The sequence below is a fragment of the Citrobacter sp. TBCS-15 genome (assembly GCF_005280815.1).
GTDB lineage: Bacteria > Pseudomonadota > Gammaproteobacteria > Enterobacterales > Enterobacteriaceae > Citrobacter > Citrobacter werkmanii.
Window position 1 is genome coordinate 107,323 of sequence record NZ_SZWK01000018.1, and the last position, 16,138, is coordinate 123,460.

At 54.7% G+C, this 16,138-nt stretch carries 13 protein-coding genes; 8 read left to right on the forward strand and 5 right to left on the reverse strand.

The genetic code is table 11. The annotated features are described in order from the left end of the window. Nucleotides 1-7: 7 nt before the first annotated feature. The 6 genes from FDW96_RS00665 (at nt 8) to FDW96_RS00690 (ending at nt 5,509) form a co-directional block, all read left to right on the forward strand. The gene (locus FDW96_RS00665) at nt 8-1,141 is read left to right on the forward strand and encodes an amidohydrolase/deacetylase family metallohydrolase (protein WP_137365047.1); all 1,134 of its coding nucleotides are present in this window, start codon (nt 8-10) and stop codon (nt 1,139-1,141) included. Next, nucleotides 1,125-2,243, forward strand: a complete 1,119-nt coding sequence (locus tag FDW96_RS00670; RefSeq protein WP_061382749.1) for a DgaE family pyridoxal phosphate-dependent ammonia lyase — start codon at nt 1,125-1,127, stop codon at nt 2,241-2,243. Before FDW96_RS00665 ends, FDW96_RS00670 begins: the two co-directional genes overlap by 17 nt. Next, nucleotides 2,240-2,980: a KDGP aldolase family protein gene (locus FDW96_RS00675; RefSeq protein WP_042312737.1), complete on the forward strand. Its 741-nt coding sequence runs from the start codon at nt 2,240-2,242 to the stop codon at nt 2,978-2,980. Before FDW96_RS00670 ends, FDW96_RS00675 begins: the two co-directional genes overlap by 4 nt. Nucleotides 2,981-3,001: 21 nt before the next feature. Beyond that, a complete protein-coding gene (locus tag FDW96_RS00680; protein ID WP_137365048.1) occupies nt 3,002-4,915 on the forward strand; it encodes a BglG family transcription antiterminator in 1,914 nt (637 codons plus the stop codon). Between the two features lie 77 nt (nt 4,916-4,992). Next, entirely contained in the window at nt 4,993-5,235 is a 243-nt protein-coding gene (locus tag FDW96_RS00685; protein ID WP_137365049.1) for a type II toxin-antitoxin system RelB/DinJ family antitoxin, read from the forward strand. Next, entirely contained in the window at nt 5,225-5,509 is a 285-nt protein-coding gene (locus FDW96_RS00690; protein ID WP_137365050.1) for a type II toxin-antitoxin system RelE/ParE family toxin, read from the forward strand. The genes FDW96_RS00685 and FDW96_RS00690 overlap by 11 nt, the downstream gene beginning before the upstream one ends. Before the next feature lie 3 nt (nt 5,510-5,512). On the opposite strand, the gene nrdG is transcribed toward FDW96_RS00690, so the two are convergent. From nrdG to treR, 5 genes are all read right to left on the reverse strand, one after another. Beyond that, on the reverse strand, nt 5,513-5,977 hold the full coding sequence (gene nrdG / locus FDW96_RS00695) for an anaerobic ribonucleoside-triphosphate reductase-activating protein (protein ID WP_079225613.1): 465 nt from the start codon (nt 5,975-5,977) through the stop codon (nt 5,513-5,515). Nucleotides 5,978-6,097: 120 nt separating this feature from the next. After that, nucleotides 6,098-8,236: an anaerobic ribonucleoside-triphosphate reductase gene (gene nrdD, locus FDW96_RS00700; protein ID WP_038636715.1), complete on the reverse strand. Its 2,139-nt coding sequence runs from the start codon at nt 8,234-8,236 to the stop codon at nt 6,098-6,100. Nucleotides 8,237-8,646: 410 nt separating this feature from the next. Further along, the gene (gene treC / locus FDW96_RS00705; RefSeq protein ID WP_137365051.1) at nt 8,647-10,299 is read right to left on the reverse strand and encodes an alpha,alpha-phosphotrehalase; all 1,653 of its coding nucleotides are present in this window, start codon (nt 10,297-10,299) and stop codon (nt 8,647-8,649) included. Between the two features lie 49 nt (nt 10,300-10,348). After that, on the reverse strand, nt 10,349-11,767 hold the full coding sequence (treB, locus tag FDW96_RS00710; RefSeq protein ID WP_042312710.1) for a PTS trehalose transporter subunit IIBC: 1,419 nt from the start codon (nt 11,765-11,767) through the stop codon (nt 10,349-10,351). A 110-nt stretch (nt 11,768-11,877) separates the two neighbouring features. After that, a complete protein-coding gene (treR, locus tag FDW96_RS00715) occupies nt 11,878-12,825 on the reverse strand; it encodes a trehalose operon repressor TreR (RefSeq protein ID WP_042312708.1) in 948 nt (315 codons plus the stop codon). A 190-nt stretch (nt 12,826-13,015) separates the two neighbouring features. On the opposite strand from treR, the gene mgtL reads away from it, so the two are divergent. Next, nucleotides 13,016-13,069 carry a mgtA regulatory leader peptide MgtL gene (gene mgtL, locus FDW96_RS25140; protein ID WP_137350111.1) on the forward strand — a complete coding sequence of 18 codons (54 nt, stop codon included), beginning with the start codon at nt 13,016-13,018 and terminating at the stop codon, nt 13,067-13,069. Nucleotides 13,070-13,213: 144 nt separating this feature from the next. Further along, on the forward strand, nt 13,214-15,922 hold the full coding sequence (mgtA, locus tag FDW96_RS00725) for a magnesium-translocating P-type ATPase (RefSeq protein ID WP_137365052.1): 2,709 nt from the start codon (nt 13,214-13,216) through the stop codon (nt 15,920-15,922). Nucleotides 15,923-16,138 lie beyond the last annotated feature (216 nt).

A 16,138-nucleotide genomic window follows, 5' to 3' on the forward strand; every position in this document is an offset into this window, starting at 1 on the left:
GAGAACGATGTTTGACTTACTCCTGCGCCATGCGCGTCTGGTCGATGACACGCTGACTAATATTGCCCTTCAGGGTGGCAAAATCGCGGCGTTGGGTGACGTTGATGGTCCGGCGCTGAAAACCATTGACCTGCGCGGCGAATGTTACGTTAGCGCGGGCTGGATTGATTCTCACGTTCACTGCTACCCGAAATCGCCGATTTACCATGACGAACCGGACAGTGTGGGTGTTGCCACTGGCGTTACCACCGTGGTGGATGCCGGTAGCACAGGCGCTGATGATATTGACGATTTTTATACGCTGACTCGTGATGCGGCCACCGAGGTTTATGCGCTGCTGAATGTTTCACGCGTTGGGCTGATCGCCCAAAACGAGCTGGCTAACATGGCCAATATTGACGCCGATGCGGTGCGGCAGGCGGTGAAACGTCACCCGGACTTTATCGTCGGCCTGAAGGCGCGCATGAGCAGCAGCGTGGTAGGGGTTAACGGCATCACGCCGCTGGAGCGCGCCAAAGCGATGCAGGCGCAGAACGGTGGCCTGCCGCTGATGGTGCACATCGGCAACAACCCGCCGGATCTGGATGAGATCGCCGAGCGCCTGAGCGCAGGCGACATCATTACCCACTGCTACAACGGTAAGCCGAATCGCATTCTGACGCCGCAAGGCGAGCTGCGGGCGTCAGTGACGCGGGCGATTTCACGCGGGGTGCGTCTGGATGTTGGGCATGGCACCGCCAGCCTGAGCTTTGCAGTGGCGAAACGCGCCATCAGCCTGGGCATTTTGCCGCACACCATCAGCTCCGATATTTACTGTCGTAACCGTATCAGCGGCCCGGTGCATTCCCTGGCGAATGTGATGTCGAAATTCCTCGCCATTGGCATGTCGCTTCCGCAGGTCATTGAATGCGTTACCGCCCATGCTGCCGATGGTCTGCGCCTGAAACAGAAGGGGCGACTGCAGGTCGGTCTGGATGCCGATTTAACCCTCTTTACGCTTAAGCGCCAGCCAACCGTGCTGGTAGATGCAGAAAACGACAGCCTGCAGGCTGAACAACTGCTGGTGCCGCTTGCCGCAATACGTGCGGGCAAGGGCTATATGACCGAACAAGGGAGCGCGGAACATGCCTTCGATTTTTGAGAAATACAAATTAAAACAGGTGATTAACACATCAGGTCGCATGACGGCACTCGGTGTGTCTACGCCGCGACCCGAAGTGGTTGAGGCCGCGATGGCCGGGATGAACCAATATTTTGAGATGAAAGACCTGGTGAATAAAACTGGTGACTACATCGCGAAATTGCTGGAAGTGGAAGGGGCAACCGTTGTCTCCTGCGCTTCGGCTGGGATCGCCCAGTCGGTCGCGGCTGTGCTGGTTAAAGACAGCGACTGGCTGCTGGAGAACCTGCACGTCACGCCCATCGACAACAACGAAATCGTGTTGCCCAGAGGCCACAACGTCAACTTTGGCGCGCCGGTGGGCACCATGGTAGCGCTTGGCGGCGGCAAGGTCGTAGAAGCCGGTTATGCCAACGAATGTTCCGCAGCGCAGTTAGCGGCAGCCATCACACCGCGCACCGCGGCCATTCTGTATATCAAATCTCACCACTGCGTACAGAAAAGTATGCTCAGCGTGGAGCAGGCTGCGGTGGTGGCGCGCACGCATAATCTACCGCTGATTGTGGACGCGGCGGCGGAAGAAGATTTGCAGTGCTACTACCGCGTGGGCGCAGATCTCGTTATCTATAGCGGTGCGAAGGCAATTGAAGGGCCAACCAGCGGTCTGGTGATCGGTAAAACTCAATACGTTGAGTGGGTGAAGCGTCAAACGGCAGGTATTGGCCGGGCAATGAAGGTGGGTAAAGAGGGAATACTTGGCCTGACCTGCGCTATTGAACTGTACCTCAACGCGCAGAAAGAGAGCGGTGCGGAAATGGTCGAGAAAATGACGCCGTTTATTAATAACTTGAATCAGCTTCACGGCGTAAGCGCCCGCGTGGTGTGGGACAGTGCAGGGCGCGACATCGCGCGTACGGAAATTAAGTTTGACGAAGCGGTAACCGGGATCGCCACTGGCGAACTGGTCGACGCGCTGAAGCAAGGGGAGTACGCGATTTACTTCCGTGGTTACAAAGCCAACGAAGGCATTATCGAAGCCGATGTGCGCAGCGTCGATCGCGCGCAGCTGGAGATTGTGGCCCGTCGAATTGGTGAAGTGATTTCGCAGGAGAAAAAAGCATGAAACTGATCCCTAACTTTTATCGCGACCGCGTCTGCCTGAACGTACTGGCAGGCTCCAAAGAAAATGCCCAGGAGATTTACGAGGCGGCGGAAGGGCACGTGCTGGTTGGCGTATTGTCAAAAAATTACCCGGATGTCGCAAGCGCGGTAACGGATATGCGTGAATACGCGGCGCTTATCGACAATGCGCTCTCCGTGGGGCTGGGGGCGGGCGATCCTAACCAGTCGGCGATGGTCAGTGAAATTTCCCGTCAGGTGCAGCCCCAGCATGTCAATCAGGTCTTTACCGGCGTGGCGACCAGTCGTGCGCTGCTGGGCCAGCAGGACACGGTGGTCAACGGTCTGGTTTCACCAACCGGTACGCCGGGGCTGGTAAAGATTTCCACCGGTCCGCTAAGCAGCAAAGCACCGGACGGCATTGTGCCGGTAGAAACCGCCATTGCGCTGCTCAAAGATATGGGCGGCAGCTCAATTAAATACTTCCCGATGGGCGGCCTGCAATGCCGTGACGAATACATCGCGGTCGCCCAGGCCTGCGCGCGTCATGACTTCTGGCTGGAGCCAACGGGCGGGATCGATCTGGATAATTTCAGTGAAATCCTGCAGATCGCCCTCGATGCCGGAGTGAGCAAAATCATTCCTCACATCTATAGTTCGATTATTGATAAGGTGAGTGGTAATACCCGTCCGGACGACGTACGCCAACTGATGGCGATGACCCGGGCCTGCGTAGGCTAATTGACTGATGAGGAAACTGACGTGCGATTCCCCAACCAACGTTTAGCGCAGCTATTTGGCATGTTGCAAAACGAAGCGCTTCCACAGGACGAGCTGGCGCAGCGGTTGTCGGTTTCCACACGCACCGTACGGGCGGACATCACCGCGTTAAACGCACTGCTCACCCAGTATGGCGCGCAGTTTGTCCTCTGCCGGGGTAACGGTTATCAGCTCAAAATTGACGATCCGGCAAGTTTTCATGCCCTGCAGACGCAGCAGCCCGACACGTTGCTGCGTATCCCACGCACCAGCCAGGAACGGGTTCACTGGCTGATAGCTCGCTTTCTGACGTCGGCCTTTTCGCTGAAGCTGGAAGATTTGGCTGATGAATGGTTTATCAGCCGCGCGACGCTGCAAAACGATATGGCTGAGGTGCGCGAGCATCTGCAACGTTATCACCTGACGCTGGAAACGCGCCCCCGTCATGGCATGAAGCTGTTCGGCAGCGAGATGGCGATCCGCGCCTGTTTGACCGATCTGCTGTGGATGCTGGCACAGCAGGATCCGCAGCACCCATTGGTGACCGAAGAAGCATTGAACGCCGGGATCCCTGAGCAACTGCAACCCGTTTTGCAGGACATTTTTTCCCGTTTCCATATCCGCCTGACCGATGAGGGCGAGCTGTTTTTGCGTTTGTACTGCGCGGTGGCAGTACGGCGGATTAGCGAAGGGTATCCGCTACCGGAATTTGCCGCAGAGGAAGCCGATCAATCTGTATGCCTGGCCACGCGGGAAATCGCGGCGGTATTGCATCGGTTGGCGGATAAACCGCTCTCCATTTCTGAAGAGAACTGGCTGCAGGTGCATATTGCCGCCCGTCAGGTTCAGGAGATCGCCCCCAGTGCTATTAATGCGGATGATGACGAAGCGCTGGTTAATTACATCCTGCGGTTTATCAACAGCCAGTACAATTACAACCTGTTGAATGACAAACAGTTACATGCCGACCTGCTGACGCATATTAAAACGATGATCACCCGGGTGCGCTACCAGATAATGATCCCTAATCCGCTGCTGGAAAATATTAAACAGCACTATCCGATGGCATGGGATATGACGCTGGCCGCCGTCTCGGGATGGGGCAAATATACGCCGTACACCATCAGTGAAAATGAGATTGGTTTCCTCGTCCTGCATATCGGTGTTGGGCTGGAGCGTAGTTACAACATTGGTTATCAAAGGCAACCGAAAGTTCTGCTGGTATGCGATGCCGGAAATGCGATGGCGCGGATGATTGAAGCAGTGCTGGCGCGTAAATATCCGCAGATAGAAATCGTCGATACCGTGACGCTGCGCGACTACGAACATCGGGAAAGCATCAGCGAAGACTTCGTGATTTCGACCGCGCGAATCGGAGAAAAAGATAAGCCTGTGGTGATGATTGCGCCGTTCCCTACCGATTATCAACTGGAGCAGATTGGCAAACTGGTGCTGGTCGACAGAACCCGTCCGTGGATGCTGAACAAATTTTTCGATGCCGCCCATTTCCGCATTATCGATGGCCCAATGGATCAACAAACGTTGTTCAATACATTATGCCGTCAGTTGCAGGATGAAGGCTTTGTCGATGCGGAGTTTCTTGATTCGGTTGTCGAGCGTGAGGCCATCGTCAGCACTATGCTGGGTGACGGCATCGCCCTGCCGCACTCCCTCGGTCTGTTGGCAAAGAAAACGGTGGTCTACACCATCCTCGCCCCGCAGGGAATTGCCTGGGGCGATGAAACGGCGCACGTGATCTTCCTGCTCGCCATCAGCAAAAGCGAATACGAAGAAGCGATGGCTATCTACGATATTTTCGTCACTTTCCTGCGCGAACGCGCCATGACGCGGCTCTGCGCGTGCCGGAATTTCACCGAGTTCAAAACGGTCGCGATGGAGTGCGTGAGTCGTTTTTGAGAGGTGTTATCCAGAATTCGATGTAATGCGAATGTAATGCTAAACTGCATTACACATTCGATTCTACTGGAGGCATAATGGCCACGCTGAACGTCCGTCTGGATGACAAACTCAAAAATGAGGCTTATGCCGTGCTGGAAAAACTGAACATTACTCCAACGGAAGCCGTGCGATTACTGTTCCAGTACGTCGCGGAAACGGGGCGCATGCCAGTGAAAACTGTCACTCTTAGCGACAGTGAAGATGCACTGATTCAGACAGTTCGGGAGAGGCTGTCTAGTCCGCAAAAGGGAATCAAGGTTCGTCTGGATGACTTATGAACTGGAATTCGACCCGAGGGCCTTAAAAGAGTGGCATAAGCTGGGCGATACGGTGAAGGCTCAGCTTAAGAAAAAGTTGGCTGATGTGCTATTGAACCCCAGAATTGACTCTGCCCGTTTAAACGGTCTTCCTGACTGCTATAAAATTAAGCTTAAATCGTCCGGCTATCGTCTGGTGTACCAGGTTCGGGATGCAGTTGTGATTGTGTTTGTTGTCGCGGTCGGCAAGCGAGAACATTCAGCCGTCTATCACGATGCAAACAAACGGCTTTAGCGATCAACGCAAATGATGCACGACCTGGTTGCTGCTACCGCGCCAGATAAGCGCCGGGTCTTTCAGGTCCTGCACAAATTTACCATCGACCAGCACGTTGATGAGATCGACCACCTGCATCTGTGCGGCGTTGAGTTCATCGAGCTTGTAGCCGGTCCACACCCAGATATCTTTCCCCGGACACTCAGCGTGAATACGCTGTACCAGTTGCAGAATATCCGGCACGTTTTGCGGATGCAGCGGATCGCCGCCCGACAGCGAGATCCCCTGACGGTGAATTCGCGTGTCGTTCAGATCGGCAATGATCTTATCTTCCATCTCTTTGGTAAACGGTTCGCCGGAATTGAGCCGCCAGGTGCTTTTGTTATAGCAACCGGGGCATTCGTGCACGCACCCGGAAACAAACAGGGTACAGCGGGTTCCTGGGCCGTTAACGATGTCGACGGGATAGTATTGATGGTAGCGCATAGCGGGTGTCCAGAAAGCATGTAGGCCGGATAAGGTGCTTGCACCGCATCCGGCAACATTGTGATGCCTGATGACGACGCGATTGCGTCTTATCAGGCCTACGGCCTTTGCAAACGGATATTAACCGATCTGCCCATTGCCTAAATGCTTAACGCGGCGCTTCACTTCTTCCTGTTTGCCGGCGTTAAACGGACGTGCGTCCGGGCTGCCTAAATAACCGCACACGCGACGGGTGACCGACACGCGCGCGGCGTCGTGGTTACCACATTTCGGGCAGGTGAAGCCTTTGCTGGTACACTCGAACTCACCGGTAAAGCCGCACTCGTAGCACTCATCGATTGGCGTGTTGGTTCCGTAATACGGCACGTGCTGATAGCTGTAATCCCAAACATCTTCCAGCGCTTTCAGGTTGTGCTGAATATTCGGGTATTCGCCGTAGCAAATGAAGCCCCCGCTCGCCAGCGGCGGATATGGCGCTTCGAAATCGATCTTATCGTACGGGTTCACCTTCTTCTCCACGTCGAGGTGGAAGCTGTTGGTATAGTAACCTTTGTCGGTTACGCCCGGCACCACGCCAAACTCGGCGGTATCCAGACGGCAGAAGCGGTCACACAGGTTTTCACTCGGCGTGCTGTACAGGCTAAAGCCGTAGCCAGTCTCATCTTTCCATTGATCGACCGCCTGACGCAGACGTTCCACAATGGCGATACCTTTGGCGCGCAGCTGCTCGCTGTCATACACATGCTTGTCGCCAAACAGCGCGTTGATGGTTTCGTGAATACCGATGTAGCCCAGAGAGATAGATGCGCGACCGTTTTTAAAGATTTCAGACACGTCATCGTCCGCTTTCAGACGCACGCCGCAGGCACCTTCCATATACAGAATGGGTGCAACGCGGGCTTTTACGCCTTCCAGACGCGCGATACGGGTCATCAGTGCTTTACGCGCCAGCACCAGACGGTCGTCGAGCAGTTTCCAGAAGGTGGCTTCATCGCCATGGGCTTCCAGCGCGATACGCGGCAGATTGAGGCTGATAACGCCGAGGTTGTTGCGACCATCGTGAACCTGTTCACCGTTCTCGTTTTCCCACACGCCGAGGAAGCTGCGGCAGCCCATTGGTGTTTTGAACGAACCAGTGACTTTGACCACCTGATCGTAGTTCAGGATGTCCGGATACATACGCTTGCTCGCGCACTCCAGCGCCAGCTGCTTGATATCGTAGTTCGGATCGCCAAACTTGTGGTTCAGACCATCGCGAATCGCGAACACCAGTTTCGGGAACACCGCGGTTTTACGGTTTTTACCCAGGCCAGCAATGCGGTTACGCAGAATAGACTGCTGAATCAAACGCGATTCCCAACTGGTTCCCAGGCCAAAACCAAAGGTGACGAACGGCGTCTGACCGTTGGCGGTATGCAGGGTGTTCACTTCATATTCGAGGGACTGGAATGCGTCGTAGCACTCTTTCTCGGTACGGGAATGGGCATAACCGTCGGCGTCCGGGATCTGCCATTCTTCAGCGGTTTTACGATGTTTATTAAAGCTCTCGGTCACGAACGGCGCGAGAACCTCGTCAATACGGTTAATGGTGGTACCGCCATAAATATGGCTGGCAACCTGCGCGATAATTTGCGCGGTCACGGCGGTCGCGGTAGAGATGGATTTTGGCGGTTCAATCTCCGCGTTACCCATCTTAAAGCCCTGCGTCAGCATGCCTTTCAGGTCGATCAGCATGCAGTTAAACATCGGGAAGAACGGCGAGTAGTCGAGATCGTGATAGTGAATATCACCACGCTCGTGCGCCTGGACTACATCACGCGGCAGCAGGTGTTGGCGCGCATAGTGTTTGGCGACGATACCGGCCAGCAGGTCGCGCTGGGTCGGGATCACTTTACTGTCTTTGTTGGCGTTTTCGTTCAGCAGAGCAGAATTGGTTTGCTCAACCAGACCACGAATTTCCTGGTTCAGACGGCCACGTTTTTCACGCTGGATATCACGGTCGTGGCGATATTCGATGTACGCACGGGCGAGTTGTTTGTACGGGCCAGACATCAGCTGGTTTTCTACCGCTGTCTGGATCTCGTTGATATCGACCTGGCTGCGCTCATTCATCAGGCTACTAACGACTTCTGCGACGGTGGCACAGTAATCTGCGTCATCGACTCCCGCTGCTTTAGCTGCACGCAGAATGGCTTCTTTGATGCGCTCTGATTTAAACGGCACTTTACAGCCATCTCGTTTCATCACATGCGGTGTCATGATCACTCCATATTTATAAGAACAGGTTATCCACAGAGGTTGGGGAAGCGGCCATGGCTTTATTCATCTCTATTGCCAATGACTTCCCGCAATCCTGACCCACGTTATCCACAATTCCACCGTGAAGCGGTGCATTGTAGTTGTAGCAATTATAGGCGATTAATACAACATATTGGGTCGGCGTGCATTTTAAGTTCTATATGTAGTGATTTGCATCAAGGATGTTTACGATTTTTTTGATGTAGCGCAAAGTAAAAATCGGAGCGTACAGATGACGGGCGCTACAGCCGATTGTAAATTACCCTTGGAAAATTCTGATTATTTATTCAGCAAAAACAGGAAGGTAAAGCTGGACGTAGGCAACAACGCCCGGCAGCGCTATTCGCACCGGGCTAACAAGAGATTGCAAGCTATTTTTGCAACCACCAGACGGCTTCAAAAGGACGCAGCGTCATGTCAACGGGTTGGCTGGCGACCTCGTCATAGTTGTGCATAAGCACCTGCCAGTTTCCGTTGGTATGAGTCGGTTGCCAGTTCTGGAAGGTATCACTCAGGTTGGCAATGACCAGCAGCCGCTGTCCTTGCCATTCGCGCTGATAACACCATACGAGTGGGCTGTCTGGTAACAGATCCTGGTAGTCGCCCCAGGTAATAACCGGCTCCGTTTTGCGCAAGGCGATCAGCTTCTGATAGGTGTAAAACACGGAATCGGCATCATCAAGCGCGGCTGCCACGTTAATATCCGTCGCATTGTCGCACAGTGCGATCCACGGCTCGCCCTGGGTAAATCCGGCATGTTTGCTGCCGTCCCATTGCATCGGCGTGCGGCTGTTATCGCGAGATTTACTGGCGAGGATTGCCAGCAACTCTTCGGCATCGCGTCCCTGAGCGTTCAGTTCCGCGAACATGTTAAGGCTTTCTACGTCGCGGTAATCGGTAATCTGGCGGAAGTGCGGGTTGGTCATGCCAATCTCTTCCCCCTGGTAGATATAGGGCGTGCCCTGCATGCCGTGCAGCACCATCGCCAGCATTTTGGCGGCTGGCACACGGTATTTCCCTTCCTCGCCAAAACGCGACACGATGCGCGGCTGGTCGTGGTTACACCAGAAAAGCGCGTTCCATGCCTGATTGTGCATCCCTTGCTGCCAGTGGCAGAACAGAGTTTTGAGCGCCACGTAGTCCGGTTTGGCTAACGTCCATTTTTCACCGTTGGGATAATCCACCTTCAGGTGGTGGAAGTTAAAAGTCATCGACAGTTCGCTGCCGTCCAGCGCGGCGTATTGCTGACAGTTTTCCAGCGTGGTGGAAGACATTTCGCCGACCGTCATCAGGCTACGTGGGGTGAAGACGTCGCGGTTCATCTCGCGTAAAAACTCATGCGCGCGCGGGCCGTCGGTATAAAAACGGCGGCCATCGCCGTCGGGATCGTTCGGGAAGTCCTGATCTTTGGAGATAAGATTGACTACGTCGAGACGCAGGCCGTCCACGCCGCGAGCGGCCCAGAACTCGCAGACTTTTTTCAGCTCGGCGCGTACCGCCGGGTTTTCCCAGTTCAGGTCGGCCTGCTCCGGGGCAAAGAGATGCAGATAATACTGCTCGCTTTCGGCGTGCCAGCCCCAGGCGCTGCCGCCAAATTTTGACTGCCAGTTGTTCGGCGGGGTGGTCGGTTCGCCGTCACGCCAGAAATAAAACTGACGATACGGGCTGTCTTTATCCAGCGCCTCACGAAACCAGGAATGCTGGGTTGAGGTGTGGTTAAACACCATATCCAGAATAATGCGTATGCCGCGCGCTTTCGCCGCTGCTACCAGTTCGTCAAAGTCTGCAAGCGTGCCGTAAGCCGGATCGACAGACATGTAGTCGGCGACGTCGTAGCCGTTATCAACCTGCGGCGAAATGTAGAAGGGTGTCAACCAGATGGCATCAACGCCCAGTTTTTGCAGATAGTCGAGACGCTGCGTTACGCCGCGTAAATCACCCGTGCCGCTGCCGGTGGTGTCCTGAAAGCTCTTGGGGTACACCTGATAGATAACGCCGTTTTGCCACCAGTGTGGAATATTCATTGCTGTTTCCTGGAGATACGATGGGGCGCAACTGCGCCCCGAAGAAAAGTTAAACAATCTGTAATGTGCCCTGACGGTATTTACGCTGGTAGACGAATGAGGTCAGTACCATCGGGATAACAATCGCGATGACCATCGCCATGCCAAATACCTGCCAGTAAGTTGGCTGAATGGAGAGGATACCCGGCAGGCCGCCGACGCCAATGCCGTTCGCCATCACGCCGTTCAGGCCGCACAGCAGACCGGCGAGACCGGAGCCGATCATCGCGCACAGCATCGGGAAGCGGTATTTCAGGTTGATGCCGTACATCGCCGGTTCCGTTACCCCGAGATAAGCCGAGATCGCCGCAGGTACTGATATTTCGCGTTCATTGTGTTTGCGGCTGGAGATAATGATGCCGACCACCGCGGAAGCCTGAGCGATGTTTGACAGCGCAATCAGCGGCCATACCGGCGTACCGCCCATGCTCTGGATCATCTGCATGTCGATAGCCAGCGTGGTCTGGTGTACGCCGGTGATCACCAGCGGCGCATACAGGAAGCCGAACAGCGCCGCGCCAATCGGCGCAAAGCTGCCGGTCATCAGATGACGAACCGCGAACGCCACGCCGTCGCCGATCATGCGGCCAAACGGACCGATAAAGGCGTGCGCAAGGAACACCGCGAGGATCAGCGAGCACACCGGGACGATCACCAGATACAGATAATCCGGGACGATGCGTTTCAGGCGCGTTTCAATAAACCCGAGCGCCAGACCGGCCAGCAGGGCCGGAATAACCTGCGCCTGGTAGCCCACTTTCTCAATGCTGAACAGGCCGAAGTTCCACACTTCCGGCACCTGTTGACCGAGCAGATAGGCGTTCATCAGCTGTGGCGAAACCAGCGTAACGCCCAGCACAATACCGAGGATCGGCGTGCCGCCCATTTTCTTCACCGCTGACCAGCAGATCCCGACAGGCAGATAGAAGAAGATCGCTTCGCCAATTAGCCACAGGAAGTCGTAGAGGGTTTTCAGCGACGGATGCATCTGCGCCAGCGTCTGCCCGTTACTCATTGGCAGATCGCCGATCACATTGCGAAAACCCAAGATCAAGCCGCCGCTAATCAGCGCTGGCAGCAGAGGGAAGAAGATCTCTGCAAAATGGGAAATCAGCTGTTCATGCCACTTCATGTTCTGCCGCGCGGCTTTTTTCGCCTGCTCTTTGTCGGCACTGGCCTGGCCGGTGGTCGCCAGCAGTGCTTTGTAGTAATCGCCCACCTCGGTGCCAATCACTACCTGAAACTGCCCGGCGTTGGTGAAGCAGCCTTTGACCATCGGCAACTGCTCGATCTCTTTCGGCCTGGCATTCGCAGGCTGATTCAGTACAAAACGCAGGCGAGTGATGCAGTGACTCACCGTAGCGATATTGTCGCGCCCGCCTACCAGCTCAATCAGCCGGTCGATGTCTGCTTGTTTTACTTTGCTCATTATTAAGCCCTGTTGTTGACCTGCCGCCAGAGTATCTCTTCGATGAATATTTAAAAATGGGAACGTTCCCGAAACGCAGCGAAGATCACAAATTAGCGCTCAGAAAGCGATCAGGCGAGGGTGGAGGGAATAACGATTTGTCGCAGTTCGCTACGGCCGTTGATCTGCTCGATCAGCTGTGAGGCCGCTTGTCGTCCGGCCTCAGCGTAGCCTGGATCGACGGTGATAATTTCCGGATGGAGGAATTTCATCAGCGGTGTGCTGCCCACACTCGCCAACTGCAGATTTTCAATCCGCTGCTCCTGCAGATATTTGCTGACCCCAAGGGCAAGGGTATCCGTCGCACAGACTAAGGCGGTGGTTTCCGGGGTGATGACACTGGCGGCCTGCTCATAACCCTGCTTCATGGCCAGACCCGGCAGTGCGGCAACCGGATGCAGTTTGTGTTTCTTACAGAATGCCAGGTAGGCTTCATGACGGCGCTTACCAGTGGTCACGTCGCTATGGGGAACACCAAGAAAGCTAATATGGCGGTGGTCGCGATCGTATAAACGCTGCATCAGGTTATGAATAGCACCCTCATCGTCATAGCAGACGGAGGCAAAGCCTTTGGCATCTCTGGCCAGCAGTACCAGAGAATCCTGCCAGGAAGTGAGCATCGTTTCGGTAATGCCGGTAAAACCAAACAGCACCACACCGTCAATATTGCGGCGTCTGAGCATGCCCAGATGTTCTTCGACCAGTTCAGGCGAGAACTGGCTTTCCATCATGATCGGATCGTAACCTTGCTCATAAAAAGCGGGCAGCATGGTCTGCACGGCGAGATTTTCTGAAAGCGAATCCAGGCGCGTGACGATAATCGCCACCACCTTGTCGCTTTGCCCACGCATGGCGCGTGCGGAGCGGGAAGGGGAAAAACCGTGCTGATTCATCACCGCTTCGACGCGTTCACGGGTACGTTCGCTGACGCCGCTTTCGTTGTTGAGAACGCGGGAAACCGTGGATTTCCCCACACCGCTTAAGCGGGCGATGTCTTTAATGGTCAGCCGATTTTGCATCCTGTTTTCCCGTGTCGCGTGTGAAGTTATGCCAAAAGAGAATAACTTTACTCAAGCACAGTGCAATGGGCAAAGTCTGGTATACGTTTGGTTTAGTTTCTATGGTTTATCATACCGCCATAATTGCCACAAACCTTATGGTTTTCTGCGTATAATCCGCAGCGCTTATCTTTCACTTACCGGAGGCTATATGGATCCCGATCCCACCCCTCTCCCGAGACGGAGAAACAAAACTTTCCGGTAAGCCTGTCTTTCACTGTCTTACCGGATGCGTAAGACAGTGACGTTCTGACGTCCCTGTTGTGATTTGAAAATTGCCATCAGGCAAGGCTTTGCCACGCCTGAAGGATTTACTGCGCCCGTTAAGACTGGCGCAGGGGGACTGCCTATGTTCAAAAATATGACTCGCCAGCTGTTTGCCCGGCTTAACCGCCATTTACCGCATCGTCTGGTACATCGCGATCCGTTGCCCAATGCGCAAACCGTTGCCAGCACGCCGATCCCGCCCTCACTGAGCGAACATTGCCTGAAAATGGCGCTGATGGACGAAGCCGCGCTGTGGAAAACGTTTGGCGCGCACCCGGAAGGATTAAACGCTACAGAGGTCGAGAACGCTCGTGAAATCCATGGCGAAAACCAGTTGCCGGCGCAGAAGCCGTCGCCGTGGTGGGTGCATCTGTGGGTCTGCTATCGCAATCCGTTTAATATTCTGTTGACCATTCTTGGCGCCATTTCCTATGCCACTGAGGATCTGTTCGCTGCTGGCGTCATCGCGCTGATGGTCGCCATCTCGACGCTGCTGAATTTTGTGCAGGAGGCGCGTTCTACCAAAGCAGCAGACGCGCTGAAAGCGATGGTCAGCAACACCGCCACGGTGCTGCGTGTGATCAACGAAAAAGGGGAGAACGGTTGGGTTGAACTGCCGATCGACCAGTTGGTACCCGGTGATGTTATTAAGCTCGCGGCAGGGGATATGATCCCAGCGGATTTACGTATCGTCCAGGCGCGCGATCTGTTTGTGGCGCAGGCTTCGCTGACCGGTGAATCGCTGCCCGTGGAGAAGGTCGCAACCAGCCGCGACCCGCAGCAAAGCAACCCGCTGGAGTGCGATACCCTGTGCTTTATGGGCACCAACGTGGTGAGCGGTACAGCGCAGGCTATCGTGATTGCGACCGGAGCCAATACCTGGTTCGGGCAACTGGCGGGCCGCGTCAGCGAGCAGGAAAGCGAGCAGAATGCCTTCCAGAAAGGGATCAGCCGCGTCAGCATGTTGCTGATCCGCTTTATGCTGGTGATGGCGCCCATTGTGCTCATCATTAACGGCTATACCAAAGGCGACTGGTGGGAGGCGGCGCTGTTTGCGCTGTCTGTTGCGGTGGGGCTGACCCCGGAAATGCTGCCGATGATCGTCACCTCGACGCTGGCGCGCGGGGCGGTGAAGCTGTCTAAACAAAAGGTCATCGTCAAGCACCTTGATGCCATCCAGAACTTTGGCGCGATGGATATCCTGTGCACCGATAAAACCGGGACCCTGACCCAGGATAAAATTGTGCTGGAGAATCATACTGATATTTCCGGCAAACCCAGCGAGCACGTTCTGCATTCTGCGTGGCTGAACAGCCATTACCAGACCGGGCTGAAGAATCTGCTGGATACGGCGGTGCTGGAAGGCGTGGATGAAGAATCTGCCCGCCAGCTCTCTACCCGCTGGCAAAAAATCGATGAGATCCCGTTTGATTTCGAACGTCGCCGCATGTCGGTGGTGGTTGCTGAAGAAACTGATGTACATCAGCTGGTGTGCAAAGGCGCGCTGCAGGAGATCCTCAGCGTCTGCACCCAGGTGCGCCACAACGGCGAGATTGTCCCCCTGGATGAGGGCATGCTACGTCGGGTAAAGCGCGTCACGGATACGCTGAACCGTCAGGGGCTGCGCGTAGTGGCGGTAGCCACCAAGTACCTGCCCGCGCGTGAAGGTGATTACCAGCGTATTGATGAGTCGGATTTGATCCTCGAAGGCTATATCGCGTTCCTCGATCCGCCGAAAGAGACCACCGCTCCGGCGCTGAAAGCGCTGAAAGCCAGCGGTATTACGGTGAAAATTCTCACCGGTGATAGCGAGCTGGTGGCGGCAAAAGTGTGCCATGAAGTGGGGCTGGATGCGGGCGATGTGGTGATTGGCAGCAGCATTGAAGGGTTAAGCGATGACGAACTGGCAAAACTGGCCCAGCGCACCACGCTGTTTGCCCGCCTGACGCCGATGCACAAAGAGCGCATTGTTACGCTGCTCAAGCGTGAAGGCCACGTGGTTGGCTTTATGGGCGATGGCATCAATGACGCTCCTGCGCTGCGCGCGGCGGACATCGGTATCTCTGTTGATGGCGCGGTCGATATTGCGCGTGAAGCGGCAGATATTATCCTGCTGGAAAAGAGCCTGATGGTGCTGGAAGAAGGGGTGATCGAAGGACGCCGTACTTTTTCTAACATGTTGAAGTACATCAAAATGACGGCCAGTTCTAACTTCGGTAACGTGTTTAGCGTACTGGTGGCGAGCGCCTTTTTGCCGTTCCTGCCGATGTTGCCGTTGCACTTACTGATCCAGAACCTGCTGTACGATGTATCTCAGGTGGCGATTCCGTTTGATAACGTCGACGAAGAGCAGATCAAAAAGCCACAGCGCTGGAATCCCGCCGAACTGGGCCGCTTTATGATCTTCTTTGGGCCGATCAGCTCGATCTTTGACATTCTGACCTTTTGCCTGATGTGGTTTGTCTTCCATGCCAATACGCCAGAGCATCAGACATTGTTCCAGTCGGGCTGGTTCGTGGTGGGCCTGCTGTCGCAAACGCTGATTGTGCATATGATCCGTACCCGTCGTGTGCCGTTCATCCAAAGTCGCGCCGCATGGCCGCTGATGCTAATGACGCTGGTCGTGATGGTGGTGGGCATTGCATTACCGTTCTCGCCGCTGGCCAGCTATCTGCAATTGCAGGCGCTGCCGCTGACCTACTTCCCGTGGCTGATTGCGATTCTGGCGGGCTACATGACATTGACCCAATTAGTGAAAGGTTTTTATAGCCGTCGCTACGGTTGGCAGTAAACATCAAACTTCTCAGCAGGATGGTGTAAATACCATCCTGCATTTCTCTTTTTCATTCGAAAGATATTCCCACGAAATATTAGTGTTTTATTTTTATTGAAATACTAGCGGAGGGAATTAGTATCAAATCGCCTTCCTTGCGTTGTTTTTTTATCAAGAAAACGATCTGCGTTGCAAAAATGAAACACTGTGCTAAAAATTATTATCATCTGCGAT

Excerpts from the sequence above, each read along its gene's own strand:
- FDW96_RS00690 (WP_137365050.1), top strand. The coding sequence starts at position 5,225 with ATGACTTATGAACTGGAATTCGACCCGAGGGCCTTAAAAGAGTGGCAT.
- FDW96_RS00670 (WP_061382749.1), top strand. The coding sequence starts at position 1,125 with ATGCCTTCGATTTTTGAGAAATACAAATTAAAACAGGTGATTAACACA.
- FDW96_RS00665 (WP_137365047.1), top strand. The coding sequence starts at position 8 with ATGTTTGACTTACTCCTGCGCCATGCGCGTCTGGTCGATGACACGCTG.
- treR (WP_042312708.1), bottom strand. The coding sequence starts at position 12,825 with ATGCAAAATCGGCTGACCATTAAAGACATCGCCCGCTTAAGCGGTGTG.
- FDW96_RS00685 (WP_137365049.1), top strand. The coding sequence starts at position 4,993 with ATGGCCACGCTGAACGTCCGTCTGGATGACAAACTCAAAAATGAGGCT.
- mgtA (WP_137365052.1), top strand. The coding sequence starts at position 13,214 with ATGTTCAAAAATATGACTCGCCAGCTGTTTGCCCGGCTTAACCGCCAT.
- FDW96_RS00675 (WP_042312737.1), top strand. The coding sequence starts at position 2,240 with ATGAAACTGATCCCTAACTTTTATCGCGACCGCGTCTGCCTGAACGTA.
- treC (WP_137365051.1), bottom strand. The coding sequence starts at position 10,299 with ATGAATATTCCACACTGGTGGCAAAACGGCGTTATCTATCAGGTGTAC.
- treB (WP_042312710.1), bottom strand. The coding sequence starts at position 11,767 with ATGAGCAAAGTAAAACAAGCAGACATCGACCGGCTGATTGAGCTGGTA.
- nrdD (WP_038636715.1), bottom strand. The coding sequence starts at position 8,236 with ATGACACCGCATGTGATGAAACGAGATGGCTGTAAAGTGCCGTTTAAA.
- nrdG (WP_079225613.1), bottom strand. The coding sequence starts at position 5,977 with ATGCGCTACCATCAATACTATCCCGTCGACATCGTTAACGGCCCAGGA.